The organism is Mesorhizobium sp. CA5 (assembly GCF_020165105.1).
Classification (GTDB): Bacteria; Pseudomonadota; Alphaproteobacteria; order Rhizobiales; family Rhizobiaceae; genus Mesorhizobium.
In genome coordinates, this window is record NZ_JAIUHJ010000003.1 from 117,343 (window position 1) to 142,442 (window position 25,100).

Annotated in this window: 25 protein-coding genes and 1 tRNA gene; 18 read left to right on the forward strand and 8 right to left on the reverse strand. The window is 63.2% G+C overall.

All coding sequences use genetic code 11. The features are described 5' to 3' along the window. Positions 1 to 37: 37 nt before the first annotated feature. From LB529_RS05440 to LB529_RS05450, 3 genes are all read left to right on the forward strand, one after another. On the forward strand, positions 38 to 1,768 hold the full coding sequence (locus LB529_RS05440) for an ABC transporter substrate-binding protein (protein WP_140841223.1): 1,731 nt from the start codon (positions 38 to 40) through the stop codon (positions 1,766 to 1,768). A 92-nt stretch (positions 1,769 to 1,860) separates the two neighbouring features. Further along, positions 1,861 to 3,351 carry a glycerol kinase GlpK gene (gene glpK, locus LB529_RS05445; protein WP_224710469.1) on the forward strand — a complete coding sequence of 497 codons (1,491 nt, stop codon included), beginning with the start codon at positions 1,861 to 1,863 and terminating at the stop codon, positions 3,349 to 3,351. A 29-nt stretch (positions 3,352 to 3,380) separates the two neighbouring features. Continuing rightward, positions 3,381 to 3,851: a DUF6882 domain-containing protein gene (locus LB529_RS05450; protein ID WP_224710470.1), complete on the forward strand. Its 471-nt coding sequence runs from the start codon at positions 3,381 to 3,383 to the stop codon at positions 3,849 to 3,851. Between the two features lie 81 nt (positions 3,852 to 3,932). Here LB529_RS05450 and LB529_RS05455 read toward each other — a convergent pair whose 3' ends face one another. Next, a complete protein-coding gene (locus tag LB529_RS05455) occupies positions 3,933 to 4,388 on the reverse strand; it encodes a BA14K family protein (RefSeq protein ID WP_224544455.1) in 456 nt (151 codons plus the stop codon). 292 nt (positions 4,389 to 4,680) lie between these two features. Here LB529_RS05455 and LB529_RS05460 point away from each other — a divergent pair. From LB529_RS05460 to LB529_RS05475, 4 genes are all read left to right on the forward strand, one after another. Beyond that, positions 4,681 to 4,756: transfer RNA gene (locus LB529_RS05460), tRNA-Lys, on the forward strand. Positions 4,757 to 4,916: 160 nt separating this feature from the next. Continuing rightward, on the forward strand, positions 4,917 to 5,861 hold the full coding sequence (locus LB529_RS05465; RefSeq protein ID WP_224710471.1) for a hypothetical protein: 945 nt from the start codon (positions 4,917 to 4,919) through the stop codon (positions 5,859 to 5,861). Between the two features lie 709 nt (positions 5,862 to 6,570). Next, positions 6,571 to 6,777 (forward strand): hypothetical protein, encoded by a 207-nt coding sequence (locus LB529_RS05470; RefSeq protein ID WP_224528907.1) that lies wholly within the window; start codon positions 6,571 to 6,573, stop codon positions 6,775 to 6,777. Between the two features lie 98 nt (positions 6,778 to 6,875). After that, on the forward strand, positions 6,876 to 8,021 hold the full coding sequence (locus LB529_RS05475) for a hypothetical protein (RefSeq protein WP_224710472.1): 1,146 nt from the start codon (positions 6,876 to 6,878) through the stop codon (positions 8,019 to 8,021). Between the two features lie 32 nt (positions 8,022 to 8,053). Here the strand turns inward: LB529_RS05475 and dprA are convergent, their stop codons facing one another. From dprA to LB529_RS05495, 4 genes are all read right to left on the reverse strand, one after another. Beyond that, positions 8,054 to 9,181 (reverse strand): DNA-processing protein DprA, encoded by a 1,128-nt coding sequence (gene dprA / locus LB529_RS05480; RefSeq protein WP_224710473.1) that lies wholly within the window; start codon positions 9,179 to 9,181, stop codon positions 8,054 to 8,056. Continuing rightward, positions 9,178 to 9,759 (reverse strand): glycerol-3-phosphate 1-O-acyltransferase PlsY, encoded by a 582-nt coding sequence (gene plsY / locus LB529_RS05485; protein ID WP_224710474.1) that lies wholly within the window; start codon positions 9,757 to 9,759, stop codon positions 9,178 to 9,180. Before plsY ends, dprA begins: the two co-directional genes overlap by 4 nt. A gap of 186 nt (positions 9,760 to 9,945) precedes the next feature. After that, complete coding sequence (locus LB529_RS05490; RefSeq protein ID WP_224710475.1) at positions 9,946 to 11,232, reverse strand: dihydroorotase; 1,287 nt, start codon at positions 11,230 to 11,232, stop codon at positions 9,946 to 9,948. Next, positions 11,229 to 12,194 (reverse strand): aspartate carbamoyltransferase catalytic subunit, encoded by a 966-nt coding sequence (locus LB529_RS05495; protein ID WP_140545769.1) that lies wholly within the window; start codon positions 12,192 to 12,194, stop codon positions 11,229 to 11,231. The genes LB529_RS05490 and LB529_RS05495 overlap by 4 nt, the downstream gene beginning before the upstream one ends. 200 nt (positions 12,195 to 12,394) lie before the next feature. Here LB529_RS05495 and LB529_RS05500 point away from each other — a divergent pair, with 200 nt between their 5' ends. The 3 genes from LB529_RS05500 to LB529_RS05510 all read left to right on the forward strand — a co-directional run bounded on the left by LB529_RS05500 (position 12,395) and on the right by LB529_RS05510 (position 15,251). Beyond that, positions 12,395 to 14,023 carry a DNA alkylation response protein gene (locus LB529_RS05500; protein WP_224632012.1) on the forward strand — a complete coding sequence of 543 codons (1,629 nt, stop codon included), beginning with the start codon at positions 12,395 to 12,397 and terminating at the stop codon, positions 14,021 to 14,023. Positions 14,024 to 14,352: 329 nt separating this feature from the next. Next, positions 14,353 to 14,910 (forward strand): hypothetical protein, encoded by a 558-nt coding sequence (locus LB529_RS05505; RefSeq protein ID WP_224710595.1) that lies wholly within the window; start codon positions 14,353 to 14,355, stop codon positions 14,908 to 14,910. Then, entirely contained in the window at positions 14,910 to 15,251 is a 342-nt protein-coding gene (locus LB529_RS05510; RefSeq protein WP_224710476.1) for a DUF6105 family protein, read from the forward strand. The genes LB529_RS05505 and LB529_RS05510 overlap by 1 nt, the downstream gene beginning before the upstream one ends. Here LB529_RS05510 and ruvX read toward each other — a convergent pair. Further along, positions 15,193 to 15,675, reverse strand: coding sequence for a Holliday junction resolvase RuvX (ruvX, locus tag LB529_RS05515; protein WP_224710477.1), 483 nt, complete (start codon positions 15,673 to 15,675; stop codon positions 15,193 to 15,195). The genes LB529_RS05510 and ruvX overlap by 59 nt on opposite strands. Before the next feature lie 116 nt (positions 15,676 to 15,791). Between ruvX and LB529_RS05520 the strand changes: the two genes are divergently transcribed. From LB529_RS05520 to LB529_RS05540, 5 genes are all read left to right on the forward strand, one after another. Next, on the forward strand, positions 15,792 to 16,499 hold the full coding sequence (locus LB529_RS05520; RefSeq protein ID WP_224710478.1) for a metal-dependent hydrolase: 708 nt from the start codon (positions 15,792 to 15,794) through the stop codon (positions 16,497 to 16,499). A 216-nt stretch (positions 16,500 to 16,715) separates the two neighbouring features. Next, positions 16,716 to 17,003 carry an Asp-tRNA(Asn)/Glu-tRNA(Gln) amidotransferase subunit GatC gene (gatC, locus tag LB529_RS05525; protein ID WP_095765337.1) on the forward strand — a complete coding sequence of 96 codons (288 nt, stop codon included), beginning with the start codon at positions 16,716 to 16,718 and terminating at the stop codon, positions 17,001 to 17,003. Between the two features lie 3 nt (positions 17,004 to 17,006). Continuing rightward, complete coding sequence (locus LB529_RS05530) at positions 17,007 to 17,465, forward strand: GNAT family N-acetyltransferase (RefSeq protein ID WP_224710479.1); 459 nt, start codon at positions 17,007 to 17,009, stop codon at positions 17,463 to 17,465. Then, positions 17,465 to 19,030, forward strand: a complete 1,566-nt coding sequence (locus LB529_RS05535) for an amidase (RefSeq protein ID WP_224710480.1) — start codon at positions 17,465 to 17,467, stop codon at positions 19,028 to 19,030. Before LB529_RS05530 ends, LB529_RS05535 begins: the two co-directional genes overlap by 1 nt. Positions 19,031 to 19,060: 30 nt before the next feature. Continuing rightward, complete coding sequence (locus LB529_RS05540; RefSeq protein ID WP_224710481.1) at positions 19,061 to 19,858, forward strand: YdcF family protein; 798 nt, start codon at positions 19,061 to 19,063, stop codon at positions 19,856 to 19,858. On the opposite strand, the gene LB529_RS05545 is transcribed toward LB529_RS05540, so the two are convergent. Then, positions 19,831 to 20,547 carry a DUF599 domain-containing protein gene (locus tag LB529_RS05545; protein WP_224710482.1) on the reverse strand — a complete coding sequence of 239 codons (717 nt, stop codon included), beginning with the start codon at positions 20,545 to 20,547 and terminating at the stop codon, positions 19,831 to 19,833. The genes LB529_RS05540 and LB529_RS05545 overlap by 28 nt on opposite strands. A 168-nt stretch (positions 20,548 to 20,715) precedes the next feature. Between LB529_RS05545 and LB529_RS05550 the strand changes: the two genes are divergently transcribed. From LB529_RS05550 to LB529_RS05560, 3 genes are all read left to right on the forward strand, one after another. Beyond that, on the forward strand, positions 20,716 to 22,119 hold the full coding sequence (locus LB529_RS05550) for an L-serine ammonia-lyase (RefSeq protein WP_224710483.1): 1,404 nt from the start codon (positions 20,716 to 20,718) through the stop codon (positions 22,117 to 22,119). An 85-nt stretch (positions 22,120 to 22,204) separates the two neighbouring features. Continuing rightward, positions 22,205 to 22,642 (forward strand): DUF1489 family protein, encoded by a 438-nt coding sequence (locus LB529_RS05555; RefSeq protein WP_095765343.1) that lies wholly within the window; start codon positions 22,205 to 22,207, stop codon positions 22,640 to 22,642. A gap of 123 nt (positions 22,643 to 22,765) precedes the next feature. Beyond that, positions 22,766 to 23,464 (forward strand): molecular chaperone DnaJ, encoded by a 699-nt coding sequence (locus tag LB529_RS05560; protein ID WP_224706511.1) that lies wholly within the window; start codon positions 22,766 to 22,768, stop codon positions 23,462 to 23,464. 43 nt (positions 23,465 to 23,507) lie between these two features. Here LB529_RS05560 and LB529_RS05565 read toward each other — a convergent pair whose 3' ends face one another. Further along, positions 23,508 to 24,932, reverse strand: coding sequence for an SPOR domain-containing protein (locus LB529_RS05565; RefSeq protein ID WP_224710484.1), 1,425 nt, complete (start codon positions 24,930 to 24,932; stop codon positions 23,508 to 23,510). Positions 24,933 to 25,100: the final 168 nt, after the last annotated feature.

Consider the following 25,100-nt stretch of genomic DNA (forward strand, 5'->3'; position numbering starts at 1 on the left):
CCGGATCGCACTTGCAACTTAAGACTGGAGGAGACACATGCGACGGCAATTTCTAACATCGACGACAGCCCTTGTCCTTTTGGTGGGAGCGGGCCATGCCTATGCCGGTATGGACGAGGCAAAAGCCTTTCTCGACAAGGAGATAGGCGACCTGTCGACGCTTTCACGCGCCGACCAGGAAAAGGAAATGCAGTGGTTCATCGACGCAGCCAAGCCGTTCGCCGGCATGGACATCAAGGTCGTTTCGGAAACCATCGCCACGCACCAATACGAGTCACAGGTGCTGGCACCGGCCTTCTCTGCCATCACCGGCATCAAGGTCACACATGACGTCATCCAGGAAGGCGACGTCGTCGAGAAGATCCAGACCCAGATGCAGACCGGCCAGAACCTCTATGACGGCTGGGTCAACGATTCCGACCTGATCGGCACGCATTGGCGCTACCAGCAGGTGCGCAACCTGACCGACTGGATGGCGAATGAGGGCAAGGACGTCACCAATCCGAACCTCGACCTGAAGGACTTCATCGGCACCTCGTTCACGACGGCGCCCGACAAGAAGCTTTATCAACTCCCCGACCAGCAGTTCGCGAACCTCTACTGGTTCCGCTACGACTGGTTCAACGACGAGAAGAACAAAGCCGACTTCAAGGCCAAATACGGCTACGACCTAGGCGTTCCCGTCAACTGGTCGGCTTATGAGGACATCGCCCAGTTCTTCACCGGCCGCGAGATCGACGGCAAGAAGGTCTACGGCCATATGGACTACGGCAAGAAGGACCCGTCGCTCGGCTGGCGGTTCACGGACGCCTGGCTGTCCATGGCCGGCAATGGCGACAAGGGCATTCCGAACGGCCTGCCCGTCGACGAATGGGGCATCAAGGTCGACGAGAAATCGCGTCCTGTCGGCTCCTGCACGGCGCGTGGCGGCGATACCAACGGCCCGGCCGCGGTCTACTCGATCCAGAAATATCTCGACTGGCTGAAGGCCTACGCTCCGGCGGAAGCCCAGGGCATGACCTTCTCCGAATCCGGCCCGGTGCCGGCGCAGGGCGGGGTCGCGCAGCAGATCTTCTGGTACACCGCCTTCACCGCTTCGATGGTCGACGCCGGCGCCAAAGCGGTGCTGAACGACGACGGCACGCCGAAGTGGCGCATGGCGCCGTCGCCGCACGGCGTCTACTGGAAGGACGGCATGAAGCTCGGTTACCAGGACGTGGGTTCCTGGACACTGATGAAGTCGACGCCTGACGATCGCGCCAAGGCCGCCTGGCTCTACGCGCAGTTCGTCACCTCGAAGACGGTCGACGTGAAGAAGAGCCATGTCGGCTTGACCTTCATCCGCGAGAGCACGATCCACGACAAGAGCTTCACCGAGCGCGCTCCGAAGCTCGGCGGCCTGATCGAGTTCTATCGCTCGCCGGCCCGCGTCCAGTGGTCGCCGACCGGCACCAACGTGCCTGACTATCCGAAGCTGGCGCAGCTCTGGTGGCAAGCGATCGGCGATGCCTCTTCCGGCGCCAAGTCGGCCCAGGAAGCGATGGACTCGCTCTGCGCCGAGCAGGAAAAGGTCATGAGCCGCATCGAGAAGTCGGGCGTCCAGGGCGACATCGGCCCGAAGATGGCCGAAGAGCACGATCTTGCCTACTGGAACGCCGACGCGGTCAAGAAAGGCAATCTCGCTCCTCAGCTGAAGATCGAGAACGAAAAGGAAAAGCCGGTCACCATCAACTACGACGAACTGGTGAAGAGCTGGCAGCAGCAGTAACTGCATGACGCGGGCGTGCTTGCCCATGTCGGAACTGCAGGGGAGGCGGCTTTGCCGTCTCCCCTGTTGCATGAAAAGCGGAGGGATGCGGAATGAGCGGTTTTGTGCTGGCCATCGATCAGGGAACGACCTCGACCAGGGCGATACTGTTCGACGACAAGATGAAAGTCGCCGGCACCGGCCAGCAGGAATTCGCGCAGCATTATCCGGCTTCCGGCTGGGTCGAACATGACCCGGAAGACATCTGGGCAAGCGTTCTCGCCACGGTGAAAGCGGCTTTGAAGGCCGCCGCCCGCACGGCATCGGATGTGGCCGCGATCGGCATCACCAACCAGCGCGAGACGGTCGTGATCTGGGACAAGGCAACCGGCAAGCCGATCCATAACGCGATCGTCTGGCAGGACAGGCGCACCGCGCCGCTCTGCCAGAAGCTGAAGAAGCAGGGACTGGAGAAGACATTCACGAAGAAGACCGGCCTGCTGCTCGATCCGTATTTCTCCGGCACCAAGATCGCCTGGATGCTGGACAAGGTGAAGGGTGCCAGAAGGCGCGCCGAGAGGGGCGAACTGCTTGCCGGTACCATCGACAGCTTTCTCATCTGGCGGCTGACCGGCGGCCAAATGCACGCCACCGACGCGACAAATGCCTCGCGCACGCTGGTCTACAACATCGAGAAGAATATCTGGGACGACGAGCTGCTTTCGATCCTGAAGATTCCGGCCGCGATCCTGCCGCAGGTGAAGGACTGCGCCGACGATTTCGGCGTCACCGAGAAGAGCCTTTTCGGGGCCGAGATGCGGATCCTCGGGGTGGCCGGCGACCAGCATGCGGCGACCATCGGCCAGGCCTGCTTCGAGCCCGGCATGATGAAATCCACCTACGGCACCGGCTGCTTCGCGCTGCTCAACACCGGCGCCGATCTGGTGCGTTCGAAGAACCGGCTTTTGACCACCATCGCCTATCGGCTCAACGGCAAGACAACCTACGCGCTGGAAGGCTCGATCTTCATCGCGGGCGCAGCCGTGCAGTGGCTGCGCGACGGCATCAAGGTGATCGGCAAGGCCGAGCAGAGCGGAGTATTGGCTGCGGCCGCCGACCCTGCGCAACAGGTCTATCTGGTGCCGGCCTTCGTCGGCCTCGGCGCGCCGCATTGGGACGCGGATGCGCGCGGCGCGATCTTCGGGTTGACGCGCAATTCGGGCCCGGCCGAGTTCGCGCGCGCGGCACTCGAATCGGTCGCCTTCCAGACGCGCGACCTGCTCGACGCCATGCGCAAGGACTGGAAAGGCGCTTCGGCCAAGACGGTGCTTCGCGTCGACGGCGGCATGGTGGCATCCGACTGGACCATGCAGCGGCTCGCCGACATTCTCGACGCACCGGTCGACCGTCCGACGATACTGGAGACGACGGCGCTGGGCGCGGCCTGGCTTGCCGGGTCAAAGGCCGGTGTCTGGCCGAAAGCGAAAGAATTCGCCAAGAGCTGGGCGCTGGAGCGGTGCTTCGAGCCGCAGATGGACGCCGCAACGCGCGGTGCGAAACTGGCCGGATGGCGCGACGCGGTGCGCAGGACGCTGAGTGTGTGAAGCGGTTTACGGGACCGGGCGAACGGGAAATGCAGCCGGATTGGTATCCTGCCTGGCGCGATGAGGCCTTTGAACAGCTCATCGCCAAGAATGCGCGCCTGGCGAAAGATTTCCGCCTCGGCAGTTGGTCGCGTTACGACTACGACTTGACGGCAGGAAAGCTGTTGTTCTCCGACCGGAGTGGAGTCAAGGTCGTTTCGGAAATCCAGGTTGCGGGCTCTACCAGCGCCAAGGCTGGCAATTGGCTCTGGGCTTGGGCCAATTCGATTTGGCCTTCGGAGTTCATAACTGACGCCCAGTCAGCTCGATCTTTCGGTGAGAAGCACGGCATCGGCGAGCTAACTCAAGACTATGTGACGGACGAAGATCTTAATGCACTCGGTTGGGAATTGACCTCGGCAGCGGCTCGGATTTGCAACGCCTGCGGAGCCTATCGCTCTCCTTCTGATGAAGGCGTAGGTCTGTATCTGATTTTGAAGAACATTAGCTGGGCCAGTTGAATTCGGCTGAAGGGCAACGAGAGAGCCCGTGCCTCTCGCGGCACGGGCTCAGTCAACGACCCGGGTACTGACTGGAGGCTGTCAGTAGGGCGAAACGCACTGCTGACGCGGGCCGTTGTTAGGCTGGAAGGTGTTGTCCGAGGCGCGATAGGAGCGGTAGCGGTCGTAGCACCACTGCACGTGCGCGTTGCCGCGATAGAGGCGGTTGTTCTCGCTGTTGACGATGGCGCCGGTGATCAGCGCGCCGGTCGCGAAAGCTGCCAGCGGAAACCAATAGTCGCCATGCCGGCGATAGCCGCGGCGATACTCACGATAGCCGCGATGGCCGTTCCAGTATACGGCGTCACCACGACGCGAGAAATCCCGGTTGAAGCTGCGGTGCCTTCTCCAGTCCCGATACTGCACGGTCTGAAGATCTGACGACAGGCCCTGGGGTTGCGGTACATAAGCTGGCTGAGCGTTGACCGGCACCATCTCCGCCGCGAGGAACGACGCCGAGAGAGCGGTTGCCAACAGGCCGGATGCGATCTTGTTCATTGATCTTCTCCTCGATGGTTGATGGGGACGTCCTGTTTTGCGAAACGGGCCCGAATTGCAATGGTTCCCGTTCCAGCATCAGCCCATTGTGTCAGCCCATTGTTATTGTAGGGCTTTCTGAAGCAGCCCCAGGCCGGGCCATTGGCGCAGGCATCGAAAGCCGTTCACCCGCGGCGTCCCTTCGAATCCGTTCAAGAAATCCGCCTTGGAAGCCCGTCTTTTTCCGGTTGACCGGCCGCGGCACTCTCCCTATGTTCCGCGCAATTTCGAGGGCGGCGTTCCGAGCCCACGGGAGCGCGTAGCTCAGCCGGTAGAGCAACTGACTTTTAATCAGTAGGTCATGGGTTCGAATCCCATCGCGCTCACCAATAAACCCAATAAAATCAGATATTTGTGTAGGGATCGAGCGTTTAAACGCTTTGATTGGCGGTGAATTTAGGTAGCGGGTTGGGTAACAAAATTCTGCCTGCCCAATGAGTCCGCAAGTTTGTCACCGGACAGTTGTAGGCGTGCGATGACCATCCCTATATGTCGCATCGGGCTATTCGGGGGATTTCTGCCATTAGCGTTCTTCATGAGATACAGGCGGCGGTGCTGAGCGACGAAGCGGACCTGAGCACCATACTATTGAAGCTGCGGTTCTTGGCGTCTCGCCTTGGAAGCGAGCCGCTTGAGGATTGGGTAAAATATGAAACCTCCGGGTATCCGCCTGAAGTGGACGTCCCGGAGTATCGAATCGTTGGGGTGACCTACAGGGGAACTTGGTCAGGGCCGTTTGGAAGAATGATCCAAGACGCCCCGATTCCGCCGCATCTAATTGAGCAATTTGCCGGAGAGAGTTGGACGTCTTACAAAGTCCGAGAAAGTATCGCTGGCGTTGAGCAGCTTGCAAAATCCGAAACGCTTGGCATCAACGCCTCGAACCTTATTTTGCTGCTCCAGGGCAACCTGTATCCTGGTTGGGCCTGCAATTCGGTTTCGGGGCGTATCTCCCCGGTCGCCATGAAAGAGATCAAGCAGGCAGTACGCAGCCGCGTGCTAGAGCTCACAATCGAACTTGAGAAGCAAGTGCCAGAGGCTGCGGCGGTCACGTTGACGAAGCCGATACCGCAAGAAGCAGCAAGCGAGGCAGCGGTAACACAAATCTTCAATCAAACCATCCTCGGCAACGTCACTCACATCACTGCAACGGATGGCGCTCAAATAACTTTGTCAATCACGGCGGGCGACATAGGCTCAATGAGGACTGCTCTGATAAAGGCAGGGTTGCCAGAAGAGGCGGCCAAGGAATTCACTGAGATTGTCGCCGCTGAGCCGCCCAAGGCTATAGACAACCCACTTGGAAGCAAGGCGCTGGCTTGGATCAAAAAGAATGGTCCGAAGGCAGCGAGTGGAGCTTGGAAAATTGGCTCAGAAGTCTTAACGGACGTTCTCACAGAAGCCGCGATGAAGTTCGCCGGCCTGAAACCCTGACCGGTCAGCGTTTACACAGCTTCGGGCTGACTACAACTTGGCTATGACCGGCGTAATAAACGCCATTGCTTGTTGCCAATGGGCATTTTTGGGCGGGGGTCTTTCATTCCCGCTTTCGAAATTCTTATCGCTCCCCTTGCATACGAATGCCCGAGCTGCCGGGTCGCGGACTATGTACGCGATCAAATCGGCCTGTAATGCGAGATAGACCGGCCGTCTTGGGTGACGGATCCCAGGTTTAGACAAGGCGTCATCCATGATAAACTTAGAGTAGGATCGCGCTGACATTATTACCGACGCCTGCTGATAAGTGAGATTCCAAGTGGCGGTCCACAGACTAGGCGTTCAATCGCATCTATTTGGTTTTTGGTAGCGGGCGTGCCGTCATCGCCAGCGATCGGGACAGCAATGTCCGATAGTAGTGGGCGCCCCATGCGAGTTTTCGCTGCGCCGCCGAAGAGGCAGTCAAAAAGGCCCATTTGGCTCCGCCCTCCCAAGCACAGAATTTCAATCACAAAACCGGAGGGCTCGCAAATCGGAGCGTTTGCTGCGGCCCATATCACCGTGCCGCTTAGCAGGCACCTGGCGGCCGACCAAACATCGCCGGTGAAGGACTCGCCGGCGCCGGGGCGAGACCCTGGCAATCGGAACGAAAGCCACGCGCAACTATTACCCCATTGAAGGGACCGCAATCTGGGATGCGGATACAGTGGACGTACTGAACTTGGAACTGGCCAGGGCCAGGCTGCGCGTCAAGCGCGCAGAAACTTCGCTCAATCATGCAAAAGAAATGCTGGATGAAGAATGTGGCGTCGGGATCAATCTCGCGCTGTGCGACCGCATAAGGTCGGAGAAGAAGCGAGTGGCGGAGGCCAGAAAGCGGCTGATGAAGATCGCTTCGAACGCCTCAGCGTAACGGGGTGACTTGCCCGAAGGCAAGAGAGATCCTGCCGCGTTGCCTTGTCCCTGGATGGGGTCGTGGTTAAACTCGGCGCCTCCGAGGGAGGCTCCAGGATGGCACTTGACCTTTCGGTAGATTCACAGGCGCCCAAGGCGGCGACGCCGCCGGGCAGATATCTTTTCGGCCCGGTCGCCGATTTCCTGATGCTCGGCGGCAGCGCGTTTCTGATCCTGCCACTGCTGTTCCTGGTGCCGCGCGAGTATGAAGGCTCATTGGCCGCGACGATGGTCGTCGTGGCCTATCTGGTGAACTATCCGCATTTCGCCCACTCCTACCAGATTTTCTACCGCAATTTCGGCCGCAAGGCGCGTGGCGAGGGCTACGACAGAAGCCTGCAGCTCCGCTACATTTTCGCCGGCGTCATCGTGCCAGTGGTCATGACCCTGTTCTTTGCCTATGGCGCGGCGACGTCGAACACGCGGCTGCTCGGCTTTGCGGCCAACGCAATGTTCTTCTTCGTCGGCTGGCACTACGTCAAGCAAGGCTACGGCATGCTGATGGTCGACGCCGTCCTGAAGCGCAAATTCTTCGACGACCGGGACAAGAAGGTGCTGCTCGTCAACAGCTATGCGGTGTGGATCCTGGCCTGGCTGCAGACGAATACGGCCGTGACGCAGGGGCAATATTACGGCCTTCAATATTACACCTTCGCGGCGCCGTCATGGATCACCGACATTGCCGTGCTGGCGGCCGTTGGATCGACGGCGGCCACGCTTTTCATGCTGGTCAGCCGCTGGCGAAGGAATGGCGGCGGACTGCCTTACAACGGCATCGTGGCCTATGTCGCCTCGCTCTATCTCTGGATCCTGATCGCCAGGATTAACCCGCTCTGGCTGCTCGTGGTGCCGGCGCTGCACTCGCTGCAATATCTGGCCGTGGTGTGGCGCTATCAAACCAATGTCGAGCGTGACGTCTCGGATGCCGCGCGGGATCCGGAGCCGAAGATATTATCCGTGCTCGGGCCCCGCTACAGGCTGCGGGTGCTGGGATTCATCATCGGGGGCGGCGCCCTCGGCTATCTCGGCTTCTGGCTGATCCCCTTCGTGCTGACCGCCCTGGTTCCCTACGACAAGCAGGTGCTCGGTTCGTCGCTGTTCTTCTTCATCGTGCTGATCTTCATCAACGTGCACCACTATTTCCTCGACAATGTGATGTGGCGCCGCGGCAATCCGGAAGTGTCGAAATATTTGTTCCGGTAGGAGGATCCAAACCCGGCACTGAAGGCCGCCGGTCACGCGATCAGCGACACATTCCCGCCGGCGTGACGCTCAAGTCGTCCCGCGAGGTCGAGTTCAAGCAGCACCATCGATATCTGCGCTGCACTCATGCCGGTGTGGCGGATAATGTCGTCCACCGCGATCGGCGTGGGCCCGAGCGCTTCCAGCACATCGGCGCGGTCGTTTTCGCCGGGCGGCGGCATGGCCGACATGTCGGGCGCTTCGGCAAGCGGGAGGGTTCTTGGAAGCCGGGCACCGGCAAGCGGCGCCAGCGCGCCAAGCACGTCGGCGGCTTCGGTGACCAGCGTGACGCCGTCCTTGAGCAGCGCGTTGCAGCCGGCGGCGCGCGGATCGAGCGGCGAGCCCGGCACGGCGAAGACCAGCCGGCCCATTTCATTGGCCAGGCGCGCGCTGATCAGCGAGCCGGAGCGCTGCGCCGCCTCGACCACCACCAGTCCAAGCGCCATGCCGGCCACCAGGCGGTTGCGACGTGGGAAATCCTGGGCGCGCGGCTGCCAGCCGAAGGGCATCTCGGAAACGATGGCGCCGCCTCGATCGGCGATCTCATCGCAAAGGCCGGCATTCTCGGGCGGGTAGGGTACATCGAGCCCGCCGGCCAGCACGCCGACTGTGCCGGTCGAAACGCTGCCTTTGTGCGCGGCCGTATCGATGCCGCGCGCCAGGCCGGAAACGATGGCGTAGCCGTCTCGGCCGAGATCGGCCGCCAGCATGCGCGCCATCTTGATGCCGGCCAGCGAGGCATTGCGAGCGCCGACAATCGCCACCGCCGGCAAGCGGAAGACCGCGCCTTCGCCTTTTACCGCCAGCAACGGCGGCGGGTTGTCGAGAGTCTTCAGTAGGGGCGGATAATCGGCCTCGCCGATGCCGACGAAGCGGGCGCCGGCGCGCCGCGCGGCCTCCAGCTCGGCTTCGGCCTCGGCGACGGAGGGGATGCGGACGATGCGATTGGCGCCGCCGGAGATCATCAGCTCCGGCAGCATTTCAAGCGCGGCTTCGGCCGAGCCGAAGCGGTTGATCAGCTCGCGAAACGAGGTCGGGCCGACATTGGGCGTGCGGATCAGGCGAAGCCAGGCAAGCCGCTGCCGATCGCTGAGACGCGGGCCGGCAGCCAGGGCGCTCATCCCTTCGCCCCGATCTTGCCCTCGGTCCCGGCGAGCAGCCGCGAGATGTTTGCTCGATGCTTGACGATGACGATCAGGCTCATCAGCGCGAACAGGCCCGCGATCTGCGGCGTGTTTGTGACATAGAGCGCGACCGGCACGACCACCGCGGCCGCCAATGCCGCCAACGAGGAATAGCGGAACAGGAAGGCCATCGCGAGCCAGACGACGGCGAAGACAAGCATGCCTTGCCAGGCAAGGCCAAGCAGCACGCCCAGATAGGTGGCGACACCCTTGCCGCCCTTGAAGCCGAGCCAGACCGGGAAGAGGTGGCCGAGAAAGGCACCGAAACCGGCCAACAGTCCGAAGTCCGGCGAAAAATGTCCGGCGATCAGCACCGCGGCAGTGCCTTTCAGCGCATCGAGCAGCAGAGTGGCGGCAGCAAGGCCCTTGTTACCCGTCCTCAGCACATTGGTCGCGCCGATGTTGCCGGAGCCGATCTGGCGCACGTCGCCGAGCCCGGCCGCACGGGTGATCAGGAGCCCGAACGGGATCGAGCCGAGCAGATAGCCGAAGACGAGCGCGATCACGTAACCCATTGTTTCCCCCATATTTCCTGCCGCCCGGTTGCTCTTCCTATGATTGATACACTGTGCGCGATGCAACCATAGTTTGCAAGTGCTGGCCCTGCTTGGGCGTGAATTTATCATAATGGTAGAGTCGGGAGGGTTCGCCAAGCAAGTCTATGCCGGGCAGGCTGAGCAGGGCTTAAGCGATGCGGTGGCTTATGCGGAAAACACCGTGCGGCCCGCCACCACCGTTTGCAGGACCGTGCCCTGCAGACGCGCGCCCTCGAAACAGGTGTTCTTCGAGCGCGAGCGCAGACCGCTTTCGCTGACGATCCACGGCTCGTCCAGATCGACGACCGCGAGATCGGCCGGCGCCCCCGGCTTCAGCGTGCCGCCCGGCAGGCCGAACAGTCTGGCCGGCGCCGTGGACAGCGTCTCGATCAGCCTCAACAGCGGCACGTCGCCATTGTGGTAAAGCCGAAGCGCCGCGCCCAGCAACGTCTCCAGCCCGATGGCGCCGGCAGCGGCGTCGGCGAAGGGCAGGCGCTTGGTGTCGACGTCCTGCGGATCGTGCGAGGAGACGACGATGTCGATCGTGCCGTCCTTGATCGCCTCGATCATCGCCAGCCGGTCGTCCTCGGCGCGCAAGGGCGGAGTCAGCCGGAAGAAGGTGCGGTATTCGCCGACGTCGTTCTCGTTGAGCGACAGATTGTGGATGGCGACGCCGGCCGTGACGTTGGCGCCATCGGTCTTTGCCCGGTTCACCGCGCCGGCCGCCATCGCCGACGAGATTTTTGCCGCGTGATAGGCGCCGCCGGTCAGCCGGGCCAGCGCCAGGTCGCGTTCGAGCGGGATCAGCTCCGCCTCGCGCGGAATGCCGGACAGGCCGAGCCAGCTCGCATAGAGCCCTTCGTTCATCACGCCGGACGAGGCGAGATTGGCATCTTGCGTTTCGTGCGCGATGACGCCGCCGAAATCGCGCGCATAGGTCAGCGCCCGGCGCATCACCAGCGCATTGGCGATCGTGTGGCGGCCGTCGGTGTAGGCGACGGCGCCGGCCTCGCGCAGCAGGCCGAACTCGGTCATCTCGCGGCCTTCGAGGCCCTTGGTGATCGCTGCCGACGGGAAGATGTTGACGCTAGCGGTGTCGCGTGCCGTGCGCAGCACGAATTCGACCAGCGCGACATTGTCGATCACCGGATCGGTGTCCGGCATCATGACGATGGAGGTGACGCCGCCCGCCGCCGCGGCGACGCTTGCCGAAGCGATGGTTTCGCGATGCTCGCCGCCTGGTTCGCCGATGAAGACGCGCGCGTCGACAAGGCCTGGAATGATCGTCTTGCCGGCGCAGTCGACGACGGCGGCGCCTTCCGGCACGCCCTGGTTCAACGCGGCTTTCCCGGCAGCGACGATTCTGCGGCCGTCGACGATGACGCTGCCGATCTCGTCCACGCCGCGCGAGGGGTCGACAATGTGCGCCTTGCTGAAGACGGTCATGCTCATGCGCCGCGCCCCTCATGGTTGCGGCGCGGATCAAGCAGGGCTTCCATCACCGCCATGCGCACGGCGACCCCCATCTCCACCTGTTCCTGGATGACGCTTTGCGGTCCGTCGGCGATCTCGGAGGCGATCTCGACGCCGCGGTTCATCGGGCCGGGATGCATGACCAGCGCATCGTCCTTGGCAGCTTTCAGCTTCTCGGCATCAAGGCCGAAATAGCGGAAATATTCGCGGACCGACGGCACGAAAGCGCCTTCCATGCGCTCGCGCTGCAGGCGCAGCATCATGACCACGTCGGCGTCCTTCAGCCCCTCGGCCATCGAGCGCGACACGATCACGCCCATCCTGTCGATGCCGGACGGCAGCAATGTCGAGGGCGCGACGACGCGCACCTGCGCGCCAAGCGCGTTCAGAAGCATGATGTTGGAGCGGGCGACGCGCGAATGCAGGATGTCGCCGCAGATCGCCACGATCAGCTTCGACAGCGGCCCCTTGGCGCGGCGGATGGTCAGCGCGTCGAGCAGCGCCTGCGTCGGGTGCTCGTGCGCGCCGTCGCCGGCATTGACCACCGAGCAGCCGACCTTCTGGGCGAGCAGGGCAGCCGCGCCCGCTGATTGGTGGCGGATGATCAGGATGTCTGGGCGCATGGCGTTGAGGGTCATGGCCGTATCGATCAGCGTCTCGCCCTTCTTCACCGAGGAGCTTGCCACCGACATGTTCATGACGTCGGCTCCGAGACGCTTGCCGGCGAGCTCGAAGGACGACTGCGTGCGAGTCGATGCCTCGTAGAACAGGTTGATTTGGGTGCGGCCGCGCAGCGTCGAGGTCTTCTTTTCCGATTGCCGCGAGATTGCCACGGCCTGGTCGGCCCGATCGAGCAACAGCTCGATATCGGCGGGGGAAAGATCGCGGATGCCCAGAAGATGGCGGTGAGGGAAGAGCGGCAGGGACGAAGCGTCGGTCATCTCAAGGCGCTGCTATAGGGTGCGGTCCGGCCTGCCGCAAGCGCCAGCTTTGGATTGCGGGCGTTCTCCCCGGTATTTTCGTCGCGCGCCTTCCGTGGCTTGGGCTATAAGGCCCAGTGGCTTCGGATTCGCGACCGCGGGCTTGGAAATGGTAAGAACCTCTCGGCCAACTGAAGGATTGGGCAACTGAAGGATTGGGCGTGACCGACGAGGTGATCAACCAGCCGCCGCCATTGGCAGGCGGCAATGCATGGCGGGGCGATCCGTTGCTCATCCAGCTAGCCGAGCGTTTTTCCGATCCCGTGCGCAAGGATCTCGACGGGCTTGGCCGGTTCGTGATGACGCAGGAAGCGCAGGAGCTTGCCCGGCTTGCCAACACCGACACGCCGAAATTGCGCACCCATGACCGCCAGGGCCGTCGCCTCGACCTGATCGAATATCATCCGGCCTATCATGCCTTGATGCGCCGCGCGATCGCCGGCGGCCTGCATTCTTCGGTATGGGAAAACGGCGATGCCGAGATTGGCCGCCGCCATCAGGTGAGGGCGGCACGCTTCTACCTGACCGCTGAGCTCGAGACGGGGCATCTTTGCCCCATTACCATGACCAGCGCTTCGCTGGCGGCCTTGATGGCAAGCCCGAAGCTTTTCCGCGAATGGGCGCCGCGCGTGACGACGCGCAAATACGACCAGGCGCAGAAGCCGCCGGTGCAAAAGACCGGGCTGACGCTCGGCATGGGCATGACCGAGAAGCAGGGCGGCACCGATGTGCGCGCCAACACCACCAGGGCGGAGCGCACCGGCAGTGGTTTTTACCGGTTGACCGGCCACAAGTGGTTCATGTCGGCGCCGATGTCGGATGCCTTCCTGGTGCTCGGCCAGGTGCCGGAGGGGCTGTCCTGCTTTCTCGTGCCGCGCATCCTGGGCGACGGCTCCGGCAACGGGTTCCGTTTCCAGCGGCTGAAGGACAAGCTTGGCAACCGCTCGAACGCCTCGTCGGAGGTGGAGTTTGTCAACGCGATCGGCGAGATGGTCGGCGACCCGGGCGCAGGCGTGAAGACGATCATGGACATGGTGACGCTGACCAGGCTCGACTGCGCGGTCGCTTCGTCGGCGCTGATGCGGGCGGGCCTCGCTGAGGCTGTTCATCACACGCGCCATCGCCAGGTGTTCGGCTCCAACCTGATTGACCAGCCGCTGATGCAGCGGGTTCTGGCCGACATGGCGCTCGACGTCGCCGCGGCCACGGCGCTGTCGTTCCGGCTGGCGCGCTCTTTCGACGAGGCGGCAAGCGATCGCGGCGAGGCGGCCTTTGCCCGAGCCATGACGCCAGTCGTCAAATACTGGGTCTGCAAGATCGCGCCGCAGCTGCTTTACGAGGCGATGGAATGCCTTGGCGGCAACGGCTATGTCGAGGAAGCGCCGCTTGCCCGCTATTACCGAGAGGCGCCGGTCAACGCGATCTGGGAGGGCTCTGGCAATGTCATGGCGCTCGACGTGCTGCGCGTGCTCGGCCGCGCGCCCGGCCTGTTCGAGGAGGTGCTGACCGGCATCGACCGCGATCTAGGCACCGGCGGGCGCGGCACCATCGGCGTGCTGAAGGCCGCCATGCAGGTCGCCGCGACCGACCAGGGCTCGGCGCGCCTGCTCACCGAACAGCTGGCGCTTTCGGCCGCGGCGGCGGAGCTGCGCAGGCTGGGGGCAGGGCGGATCGCCGATGCTTTCGTCGAAACGCGGCTCGGCGGCCAGTGGCGCACCACCTACGGCATGCTCGATTCGCGCCACGACGCGCGCATGATCATCGACACGCTCTATCCACCGGTGACCTGATCCGCCTCTAAATCTCTAAACCAAGAGATTGAGCATCACGTCATCCGAAAACCGCTTCACACTTTTTCGGCATCATACCGTAGAGCGCATCGCGCCGAAACGGATTCGGGCGACGCGCCTAAGTCGTTGTTGTGATGAATGTCGTTATCCCAGAACCGCTGCGCACTTCTGGGCGACATGCATTAAAGGCAGATTGCCGATCTGTGGACAGCTGTTAACCTTAACAAATGGTTTCCGTTGCAGCGAGCCGATGCAAAGCCCACTCTCCGCTTTGCTGGAGTAGGGAAGGGTTAACCATGACCTCCCCGAACTCCGCCAGCGGGAAACGTATGCGGCACGTGTTGAGCTCAGTTCTGGCCTTGCATTGGGCGGTGGTTTTCGCCCTGCTTGCCTATGTCTGCATGGACGGCAGCCGCGGCATAGCGACGGCTCTCGGCGTGCTCGGCCTTTCCGTCCGGGGCAACCGGTTTCCGCAGTTTGAAAATGCGGCCGTGGTCGCGCCGCTTTCGATCGCGTTGTTGATCGTCGCGGTGTTGTTCTGCTGGGCCTTCGTCGAAACGCTGCTGAACGCGGCGGCAAGGCCGGACGCGGGCGAGAGCGTGGCCCGGATCGCCTTCATCTCGGCATCTTTCCTGCTTTCGCTGATCCTCATCGGCGGCGTGGTTCAAGGCATAGATGGCCTGTTCATGATCGTCGCCATCCAGATGACGGCACTGCTTGCCTCCTACATCGCCGTGCTGGCTGAACGCCGCTCCAGCTTTGCAGCAATGCACTTGCCCGAGGGTGATATCCGCGCCGCCTCGCGCATGGCGATGGGAGCCGCGCACAGCTCGCTTCTTTCCCGCATATCCGGCCGCCCGGAAAACAAGCCTGGAGGCAGGCGCTGATGCGCACGATATTCACGCTCTGGGCTGCTCCGATGGCCATCTTTTGGGGATGGTTCTTCCTGTCGGCCAACGACATGAATTTCGGCTATGCGATGCTGAGCCGACAGGTGCACGATTTTGCTTTCCAGCTCTACGGCCAGATGCTCGGCGTCGATCCGGCGATCATTCCGGGCATGGTGGCGCGGACCTGCGTTTTCGACTTTTTCCTGCTCATAGGGCTTTGGGCCTTCCGCCGCCGGCACAACATCGGCGAATGGATCAGGCAGCGCCGGCAGGGCGATATCAGTTCCGATCGGCTCGGCCGAGCGACTGAAGCCGGTCCAACGCTCCCTGCAGAATAAAGGCGGCGGCCGCCGAATCGATCTTGCCGGCGCGCTTCTTGCGCGAGAAATCCATCTCGATCAGCGTCCGTTCGGCCGCAACCGTCGATAGCCGCTCGTCCCACAGCACGAAGGGCAGGTCGGAAAGCGGCGCCATGTTGCGGACGAAGGCGCGGGATTTTTGTGCTCGGGGCCCTTCCGAGCCGTCCATGTTGACCGGGAGGCCGAGTACGACGGCGCCGACATTGTCCTTCTGGAGCTGAGCGAGAAGCTGGGCGGCATCCAGCGAAAATTTCTTGCGCAGGATCACCGGGCGCGGATGGGCGAAGGACAGCCCGCGGTCGGAAACCGCGACGCCGATCGTCTTGTCGCCGAGATCGAGCCCGGCGAGCGTCTTGCTGCCGGCAAGCCGCGGCGGCAGTTCCTCGATTGAAATAATGCCCAACGGCTTCCTCTGACATCCAGGCGTCACATCCTTTTGACGTGTAGAAGGAGGGCGCCACTTTCAATTTGCGACTAGCGTTCTATCTTCCGGCAACGGAGAAATCGAGGAAAGCGTTCATGAAACTGACCTGGTACGGACATTCGGCATTCCGCGTCGAGACCAAGGACGCCACCATTCTCATCGACCCCTATCTGGTCGGCAATCCGTCCTGGACGGGCGGCTGGGAAGGGCCGGCGGAAGGCGTGACCCATGTTCTCCTGACTCATGGCCACAACGACCATGTCAGCGGCGCGGTCGAAGTGCTGAAGAAAAGCGGCGCCATGCTGGTCGCCAATTTCGAGATCTGCATGTACCTCGTCGGCCAGGGCGTCAGCGGCGACAAGATCAATCCGGGCAATATCGGCGGCACCGTCGATTGCGGCCCTTTCACCACGACCTTCGTCCAGGCGCTGCACTCGTCCTCCTTCGGCGGCGAAGGCGGCACGAACACCTATCTCGGCAATCCGGGCGGGCTTGTCCTGCACTTCCCCGAGGACAAGACGCTCTACCACATGGGCGACACCGACATCTTCTCCGACATGGGGCTGATCAACGAATTGCACGAACCGAAGATCGGCATCGTGCCGATCGGCGACCGCTTCACCATGGGCGGCGCCGTGGCGGCCCTTGCCTGCCGCCGCTTCTTCGGTTTCGAGACGGTCGTTCCCTGCCATTTCGGCACCTTCTCGATGATCGACCAGACCGCCGACAAGTTCGTCGCCGGCATGGAAGGCTCGGGCGTAAACGTGACGCTGCCGGACATCGGCAAGGCGATCACGATCTAGATTTCTCTGCGTCGCAAGAGCTCTGCTCCCAAGCCAGGAAAAGATGCGCTGCAGACAGGCCGGCAAACCATGGCAGCCATTATCACTGCGAGGGCGTGGCATTGCCGCGTAAGCGCCCGGGGAGCGACCGCGTGGCGATCGAACCGGCATGATCCATGTTGCACGCTGAGCGCCGCGCCGCTATAGCCCGAACTGGTTTTCCCGAGGCGATAGAACATGTCCGTTGATCTTCAGACCGTGAAGCGCGTCGCGCACCTTGCCCGCATAGCGGTGAGCGAGGAGGACGCCGAGCGCATGACCGGCGAATTGAACGCCATCCTCGGCTTCGTCGAGCAGTTGAACGAGGTCGATGTTTCGGGCGTCGAGCCGATGACCTCGGTCACGCCGATGGAGATGAAGAAGCGCCAGGATGCCGTCACCGACGGCAACAAGGCCGCCGACATCGTCGCCAACGCGCCGGCGACGGACGAGAATTTCTTCCTCGTTCCGAAGGTGGTGGAGTAGAGCGTGGCTGTCGAGATCGCCGTCGAGACGCCTTTGCAGGACGACGTGCGCGCGCTGGTCGCCGAACTCAACGCCGCGCTGCTCGAACTGACGCCGCCCGAGCACTGCTATCATCTCACCGTCGAGCAGATGGCCGACGAGCATACGACGGTGTTCATCGCTCGCGACAACGGCCTTGCCGTCGGCTGCGGCGCGCTCAAGCGCCATGACGATACGGTCGGCGAGGTCAAGCGTATGTACACGCGGCCTTCGCATCGCGGCCGCAAGATCGGCGCCGAGATTGTCGCACGTGTCGAGGCGCTTGCCCGGCAGGAAGGGCTGAAGCGCCTGGTCCTTGAAACCGGCGATCGGCACCCCGCCGCCTGGACCGTCTATGAGCGCGCCGGATTCTCGCGTTGCGGACCGGTGCTGGATTATCCCGATTCCGAGTGGTCGGTGTTTTACGAAAAGAGCCTTGCTTGATGAGCGATCTCACACATCTCACCATTTCCGAGGCCCGCGCCAAGCTGCGCGGCAAGGAGATCACCGCGGCCGAGATCACCGAGGCCTATCTCGCGGCGATCGAGCGCGCCAATCCGGTGCTCAATGCCTATGTGACTGTGACCGCCGACAAGGCGCGCGACATGGCCAAGGCTTCCGATGCCAAGTTGGCCACGGGCGAGGGCGGCGCGCTGGAAGGCATTCCGCTCGGCATCAAGGATCTGTTCGCCACCGAAGGCATCCACACCCAGGCCTGCAGTCACGTGCTGGACGGCTTCAAGCCGCGCTACGAGTCGACCGTGACCAGCAATCTGTGGGCCGACGGCGCCGTCATGCTCGGCAAGCTCAACATGGACGAGTTCGCCATGGGCTCGTCCAACGAGACCTCCTATTACGGCCCGGTGATCAATCCGTGGCGACGCTCGCGCGTCGATACGGTCGTCATGCCGACGACGCATCAGGGCGATGGCGGCTTTGTGTCCGCCGGCGGCACGAAGACGGCGCGGACCTTGGACAACGCCCAGCTGGTACCGGGCGGCTCGTCGGGCGGGTCGGCTTCGTCGGTGGCCGCCTTCCTTTGCGCCGGCGCCACCGCCACCGATACCGGTGGCTCGATCCGCCAGCCAGCCGCCTTGACCGGCACCGTCGGCATCAAACCGACTTACGGCCGCTGCTCCCGCTGGGGCATCGTCGCCTTCGCTTCCTCGCTCGACCAGGCTGGGCCGATCGCGCGCGATGTGCGCGACGCCGCGATCCTGCTGAAGTCGATGGCCTCCGTCGACCCGAAGGACACGACCTCGGTCGACCGTCCGGTGCCGGACTATGAGGCGGCGATTGGCAAGCCGATCAAGGGCATGAAGGTCGGCATTCCGAAGGAGTATCGTGTCGACGGCATGCCGGAAGACATCGAGGCGCTCTGGCAGCAAGGTATTGCCTGGCTGAAGGACGCCGGCGCGGAAATCGTCGACATCTCCCTGCCGCACACCAAATATGCCTTGCCGGCCTACTATATCGTGGCTCCTGCCGAGGCTTCGTCGAACCTCGCCCGCTATGACGGCGTGCGCTACGGCCTGCGAGTGCCCGGCAAGGATATCGTCGACATGTATGAGAAGACCCGCGCCGCCGGTTTCGGCCGCGAGGTCAAGCGCCGCATCATGATCGGCACCTATGTGCTGTCGGCGGGCTATTACGACGCCTACTACCTGCAGGCGCAGAAGGTGCGCACGCTGATCAAGCGCGACTTCGAGAACGTCTTTGCCGCCGGCGTCGATGTGATCCTGACGCCAGCGACGCCGTCGGCCGCCTTCGGCATCGCCGACGAGGACATGGCCTCCGATCCGGTCAAGATGTATCTCAATGACATCTTCACCGTGACGGTGAACATGGCCGGCCTTCCCGGCATTTCGGTGCCGGCCGGCCTCGACGGCAAGGGCCTGCCGCTCGGCCTGCAGCTGATCGGCCGCCCGTTCGACGAGGAAACGCTGTTCCAGACGGCCAACGTCATCGAGCAGGCCGCGGGCAGGTTCCAGCCGGAGAAGTGGTGGTAGCGTCGCCCCTCATCTGACAAGGGGCGATGCATGTTCTACTATCTTTCCAAGATTCTCTGGTTCTTCATCCAACCGATTAACCTGGCGATCTTCCTGCTGTTCGCCGGCCTTTTGGCCGCGCTGTTTGGGCGCCGGCGGCTGGCGGCGACGGGCAGCGTGCTCGGCATCGCGATCCTGGTCCTTTCGGCCTGGACGTCGGTCGGCGCGATGATGCTCAATCCGCTCGAAGAACGCTTCCCCAAGCCGTCCTTGCCCGAGAAGGTCGACGGCATCGTCGTGCTTGGCGGCGGCTTCGAGGGCGCCATCAATCTGTCGCGCGGCGGTTACGAGCTGAACAGCAGCGGCGACCGCATGGTGGAGACAGCGATCCTTGCGAGGCGCTTTCCCCAAGCGAAGATCGTCGTATCGGGCGGCAATGGCTCGCTTTTTCTCGATGGCGAGGGCGACGCCGACACGGCGCCGCGGCTGCTCGGCGCTTTAGGCGTTTCCGCCGATCGCCTGATCCTAGAGGATAAATCCCGCAACACTTACGAGAATGCGGTGTTCTCGCGAAAACTGGTCGAGCCGAAGCCGGGCGAGACCTGGCTGCTGGTAACCTCGGCTTTCCACATGCCGCGCGCCAAGGCGCTGTTCGACAAGGCGGGTTTTGCGACCGTTCCGCGGCCGGTCGACTATCGCACCTCGGGCAGGGAAGGCGTCGGCCTCTACCGCGACAATCCGGTCGATTCGATGCAGGTAACCACCATCGCAGTGCGCGAGTGGATCGGGCTTTTCGCCTACCGGCTGTCCGGCAAGATCGATCAGTTCTTTCCCGGGCCGGGCGGCTGACCGAGCACGGCTTGCCGCGCCGCCGAGAAGAACTGGCGGCGCACCAGCACGGCCAGAAGCACCAGCGTCGATATCACGAAGACCACCGGGTCGACGAACCAGCCGAGATAGCCGATCGAGAAGAAGACGGCGCGCAGTCCGGAGTTGAAGTGCTTGCCGGCAAGCACATTCATGCGCGTCGCCCGCCACACCGCCGTTTCGCTGACCGGGTTGCGCGAAGCCGGGCCATGCGGAGTCGGCACCGCGCCGATCAGGATCGAGCAATAGTTGAACAGGCGGTAAGCCCAGCCGAATTTGAAGAAGGCGAAGGCCAGGACAAGCACCAGGCCGAACACCTTGGTCTGGAAGGCTTCGCGTGACGAGGCCGCGCCGAAGGGCAGGTCGGCCAGAACCTCAAGCACCCGGTCAGAGGCGCCGAGCAGGGCAAAGCAGCCGCCGAGCGCGATCAAAGAAGAAGCGAAGAAGGCGGTGCCTTGCTGCAGGCCGCCCATGATGGCGGTGTCAACGATGCGGATTTCACGCTCGGCCATATTGCGCATCCAGGCCTCGCGCTGGGCATTCATCGCCGTGGTCAGCGACATGCGACGGACCAGCTTGCCGTCCGAGGCGAGCGTGTGCGCAACCCAGACGACCAGGAAGAAAGCCAGCGCCGCCAGATCGGCCACCGAAAGATGAAGTGAGTCGCCCATTCATTGCTTTTAACACAAGGGGTGCCGGCACTTCGACAGGCGGCAAGCGATGTCGCTGGCGGAGCAAACAAGGTCGGCAGCCGCCGCGCCGCGCCATGCAAAACAGCGGAAACATCCCAGGAATTCCTATATGTAAGCTTTGAGCGGTCCTCAGGAGACGACGCCCCAGTGTTCCTTTCGGTTTTCGACCTGTTCAAGATCGGCATCGGCCCATCGAGCTCGCACACGATGGGGCCGATGACGGCCGCGCGTCGCTTTCTCGACGAGATCCTGGCCGGCGACTGGCCCCGGCCCGGCGGCGTCAAGGTTGACCGCATCGGCGCCAGCCTGCACGGCTCGCTTGCCTATACCGGCATCGGCCACGGCTCGGACCGTGCCGTGATCCTCGGCTTGGCCGGCCAGACGCCGCAGACGGTCGATCCGGACGAGGCCGACGGCATCGTCGCCCGTATCGGCGCGGAGAAGCGAGTTTCGCCGCCCGGGCATCCGACATATCGCTTCGATCCCGCCAAGGACCTCGTGCTCGACCGCAAGACGCCGCTGGCCGGCCATGCCAACGGCATGGCCTTCTATGCCTATGATGCGTCCGACCGGCTGCTGCTCAAGCGCATCTATTATTCGATCGGCGGCGGCTTCGTCGTTTCCGAGGAAGAGCTGCAGCGCATGAAGGCAAAGGGCTCGGTGACGACCGAAGGCAAGAAGGTACCGTACCCCTTCAAGAACGCCGCCGAAATGCTGGCCATGGCGGCCAAAAGCGGGCTTTCGATCGCCGAGATGAAGCGCGCCAACGAGGAAATGCATATGTCGCGCGAGGAGCTCGACGAAGGCCTCGACGCGATCTGGGGCGCGATGAAGGGCTGCATCGATCGCGGCCTGTCGCAGGACGGCATCATGCCGGGCGGGTTGAAGGTGCGCCGCCGCGCGCGGCAGCTGCACGACAAATTGCAGGAACAGTGGCAGCAGAATAGGCCAAATCCCTTGCTCGCCAATGATTGGCTGTCGATCTACGCCATGGCTGTCAACGAGGAGAATGCCGCCGGCGGTCGCGTGGTGACGGCGCCGACCAATGGCGCCGCCGGCACACTGCCGGCAGTGCTGCGCTACTGGTTGCATTTCCATCCCGAAGCCGACCAGCCGAGCATCCGCGATTTCTTGCTGACGGCCGCCGCCGTCGGCGGCATCATCAAATCCAACGCCTCGATCTCGGGCGCCGAAGTCGGTTGCCAGGGCGAGGTGGGTTCCGCTTCGGCGATGGCCGCCGCCGGGCTGTGCGCCGTCATGGGCGGCACGCCCGAGCAGGTGGAGAACGCCGCCGAGATCGCGCTCGAGCATCATCTCGGCATGACATGCGATCCGGTCGGCGGCCTGGTGCAGGTGCCCTGCATCGAGCGCAACGCGCTGGGGGCGGTGAAGGCAGTGACGGCCGCATCCTTGGCCATCAAGGGCGACGGCACGCATTTCGTGCCGCTCGACGCCGCGATCGAGACCATGCGCCAGACCGGCCTCGACATGAACGAGAAATACAAGGAAACCAGCCTCGGCGGCCTCGCGGTCAATGTGGTGGAGTGCTGAGGTCTTATCGAGACCCCAGGCTTGGCCCTGTGGAGAAGTCGCTCAAGGCGTTGACGCGTCAACCCTCGCGGCTAAATCTTGGGGCATGTCACTCAATCTCATCAAACTGTGCGTCGGTTGCGACAGCGTCGAGGACCTCGAAGAGTGGATCGCCTTCCGCCTCGACGAGCGGCGCCGTGCGGGCGAGCCGGCCGAGCACTGGCACACCACCCGCATGGTGCCGACGCGCGGCGATGAGATCACCGACGGCGGCTCGCTCTATTGGGTGATCAAGGGCAGCGTGCAGTGCCGGCAACTGATCACCGAGATCCGGCCCTTCGTCGACGGCGAGGGCATCGGCCGTTGTCATCTGGTGCTCGATCCTGAGGTGGTGCGCACCGACTGGCAGCCGCGCCGCGCCTTCCAGGGCTGGCGTTATCTGAAGCCCGCCGACGCACCGGCCGATCTCGGCAAGGGCAGGGCGGCACTCGCCGAAATGCCGCCGAAGCTCAGGCTCGAACTCGCCGAACTCGGCCTGCTGTAGCGCCGCGCCGGCCGGCAAACCCACCGCTGGCCCTTCGGCTCGTCCGATGTGGGACTTGCAAGCGCTGGACCTTGGTCCCATCCTATTTGTTATGCTCGGTCATCCGTATGGCGGTGCTAATCGATGGGTGTGATCCTCGCTTTGGCAGCGGTGCTTGTGGTGCTTTTCGGCGCCGCCATGCTCTTTGTGCGCGCTGATCCCGCAAGGATGGCCGATAGTCTGAGATCGCTTGGACCGGCTTTTCTGGGACTGGTCGGGGCGCCCATGCTGGTCTTCGGCCGCAGCCTTATCGGCGGACTGCTTTTGCTCGCGGCGCTGGCCTGGGTCGGCTGGATACGCACGAGGCGGCCTCCGGCGCGCGCCGCCGCTTCCAAACATTCGACGGTGCGCACTGCCGCGCTCGAAATGGACCTCGACCACGACAGCGGCAAGCTCGAGGGGCTCGTCCTGGCCGGGCGTTATGAAGGCAAGATGCTGGGCGCAATGGGGCTGACGGACCTGCGCCAGCTTCATGGCGAGCTCAGCCCGGATATGGAGAGCCGCCAGCTCCTAGAGACGTATCTTGACGGCCGTTTTCCCGTCTGGCGCAAGGACGCGCAGCCGCACGGTGGCGAAGGGCTGGGTGTTGCGCCAGGTGCGGGCTCCATGACTAAGGAGGAGGCCTACAAGGTCCTTGGTCTTGAAGCGGGGGCTGCCGCGGCGGATATCCGCAAGGCGCACCGCCGCCTGATGCAGCGCCTGAACGCCGATGTCGGCGGCACGTCTGTCCTGGCGGCGCGGATCAATGAAGCCAAGGACGTCCTGCTCTCCAATCACGATTAGTCTCCTTCGACGCGGGTACTTTCCCGGAGATTTCAACAGCCGCCTATTGCTCGACGGCGTAGCACGAGATTTTCTTGCGCTTCAGGGCGTCGCAGGCCTTCCAGGCGGCGTCCTTCGAGTCGAAGCCGCCGAAACGGGCGCGGTAATAGGTGGTGCCGTCCTTGTCGAAAGCGACCGTGAAGCCCGATGCGTCCGCCAAGACCCTCGGCGCCTGCTTGCTCGTCTTTTCGAGCAGCGCCTGGGCTCCGGTTTTCGTCGGCGACGATGCAACCTGAACGACCCAGCCGGAGGGCACCGACGATGTCTTGACCGGATCGATCGCCGGTGTTGCGGGCGATGGGTCGGTATAAGCGGTGACGACCTGGGCCGAGGCTTCCTCGGTTTTGGCGGGCGGCGCCATCGCGGCCACGGCAACCGTCTTCACCTTCTTGATCTGGATCACCGGTTTCGTCTCTTCGGCGACCTGCTGGCTGTCGTGCTGGACGTCATCGTCGGCTGAGGCGACGACAGCGTCATCCGTAGCCGGCTTGGCGTCCGGAGTCGGCGCGTCATGCTTGGGCAAAAAGACCTTGGCCAAGGTCTTGATCGGATTGTCGTTGCCCTTGGCGATCAGATCGCCGCCGCCGCGCGTCGAGGCGCGCGGCAGATAGGTGTTGATCAGCGCGGCCATCTGGTTGTCGCGGCTGCGCCCGGAAGCGCCGCCCATCACCACCGCGACGAGGCGGCGGTCGCCATCGGCAACGGAGGAGACGAGGTTGTAGCCCGAAGCGCGGGTGTAGCCGGTCTTGATGCCGTCGACGCCCTTGATGCGGCCGAGCAGACGATTGTGGCCGTTGATGCGCTGACGGCCATATAGAAACGAGCGCTGCGAGAAATAACCGTAATATTGCGGATAATGCTCGCGCAGCGCGATGCCCAGCATCGCCATGTCGCGAGCCGTGGTGAACTGGCCGGGGTCGGGCAGGCCGTTGGCGTTGCGGAAGACGGTGCCGTTCATGCCCAGCTGGCGCGCCTTGGCCGTCATCATGCGGGCGAAATTGTCTTCGCTGCCGCCAAGCATCTCACCAAGCGCGGTCGCCGAGTCGTTGGCTGATTTCGTCACGATCGACAGAATTGCGGTCTCGACCGGAACCGAGCCGCCGGCGCGCACGCCGAGCTTGGTCGGCGCCTCGGCGGCGGCATGAGCGGAAAACGGAACCGGGGTGTTCTTGCTGATCCTGCCCTTCGCCAGCGCTTCGAAGGTGAGGTAAAGCGTCATCATCTTGGTAAGCGAGGCGGGATAGCGCCGGCCATTGGCGTCAGCGGAGTAGAGCACCTTGCCGGTCTTGGCGTCCACGACAATGGCCGAGGCTCTCGCTGCCATTGCCGACGCCACATCGGCGACGACAACCGTCATCGCGAGCGCGGCGATCATGATTGCCTTGAGGGAGAAAGATTTGGAGACTAGCCCCGACAACGCCTGACGCACCGTTACTTACCCTGAATTTTCGTTGCCCCGGAGGCGGCAAAGGGAGTGCCGGCCTCACTTCCAGCCAAGCTATCGCGCCCAGCGTTACCAATCCGTTTATGGTAACCGCGGCGTTCACCATTTTTCGGCAAATCGAGCTTCTCTTTAATCGAATTTTACCGGCCGCCG

Coding starts and splice junctions, on each gene's coding strand:
- LB529_RS05440 (WP_140841223.1), top strand. CDS start 38: ATGCGACGGCAATTTCTAACATCGACGACAGCCCTTGTCCTTTTGGTG.
- glpK (WP_224710469.1), top strand. CDS start 1,861: ATGAGCGGTTTTGTGCTGGCCATCGATCAGGGAACGACCTCGACCAGG.
- LB529_RS05450 (WP_224710470.1), top strand. CDS start 3,381: ATGCAGCCGGATTGGTATCCTGCCTGGCGCGATGAGGCCTTTGAACAG.
- LB529_RS05455 (WP_224544455.1), bottom strand. CDS start 4,388: ATGAACAAGATCGCATCCGGCCTGTTGGCAACCGCTCTCTCGGCGTCG.
- LB529_RS05465 (WP_224710471.1), top strand. CDS start 4,917: ATGTCGCATCGGGCTATTCGGGGGATTTCTGCCATTAGCGTTCTTCAT.
- LB529_RS05475 (WP_224710472.1), top strand. CDS start 6,876: ATGGCACTTGACCTTTCGGTAGATTCACAGGCGCCCAAGGCGGCGACG.
- dprA (WP_224710473.1), bottom strand. CDS start 9,181: ATGAGCGCCCTGGCTGCCGGCCCGCGTCTCAGCGATCGGCAGCGGCTT.
- plsY (WP_224710474.1), bottom strand. CDS start 9,759: ATGGGTTACGTGATCGCGCTCGTCTTCGGCTATCTGCTCGGCTCGATC.
- LB529_RS05490 (WP_224710475.1), bottom strand. CDS start 11,232: ATGAGCATGACCGTCTTCAGCAAGGCGCACATTGTCGACCCCTCGCGC.
- LB529_RS05495 (WP_140545769.1), bottom strand. CDS start 12,194: ATGACCGACGCTTCGTCCCTGCCGCTCTTCCCTCACCGCCATCTTCTG.
- LB529_RS05505 (WP_224710595.1), top strand. CDS start 14,353: ATGCGGCACGTGTTGAGCTCAGTTCTGGCCTTGCATTGGGCGGTGGTT.
- LB529_RS05510 (WP_224710476.1), top strand. CDS start 14,910: ATGCGCACGATATTCACGCTCTGGGCTGCTCCGATGGCCATCTTTTGG.
- LB529_RS05520 (WP_224710478.1), top strand. CDS start 15,792: ATGAAACTGACCTGGTACGGACATTCGGCATTCCGCGTCGAGACCAAG.
- gatC (WP_095765337.1), top strand. CDS start 16,716: ATGTCCGTTGATCTTCAGACCGTGAAGCGCGTCGCGCACCTTGCCCGC.
- LB529_RS05535 (WP_224710480.1), top strand. CDS start 17,465: ATGAGCGATCTCACACATCTCACCATTTCCGAGGCCCGCGCCAAGCTG.
- LB529_RS05540 (WP_224710481.1), top strand. CDS start 19,061: ATGTTCTACTATCTTTCCAAGATTCTCTGGTTCTTCATCCAACCGATT.
- LB529_RS05545 (WP_224710482.1), bottom strand. CDS start 20,547: ATGGGCGACTCACTTCATCTTTCGGTGGCCGATCTGGCGGCGCTGGCT.
- LB529_RS05555 (WP_095765343.1), top strand. CDS start 22,205: ATGTCACTCAATCTCATCAAACTGTGCGTCGGTTGCGACAGCGTCGAG.
- LB529_RS05560 (WP_224706511.1), top strand. CDS start 22,766: ATGGGTGTGATCCTCGCTTTGGCAGCGGTGCTTGTGGTGCTTTTCGGC.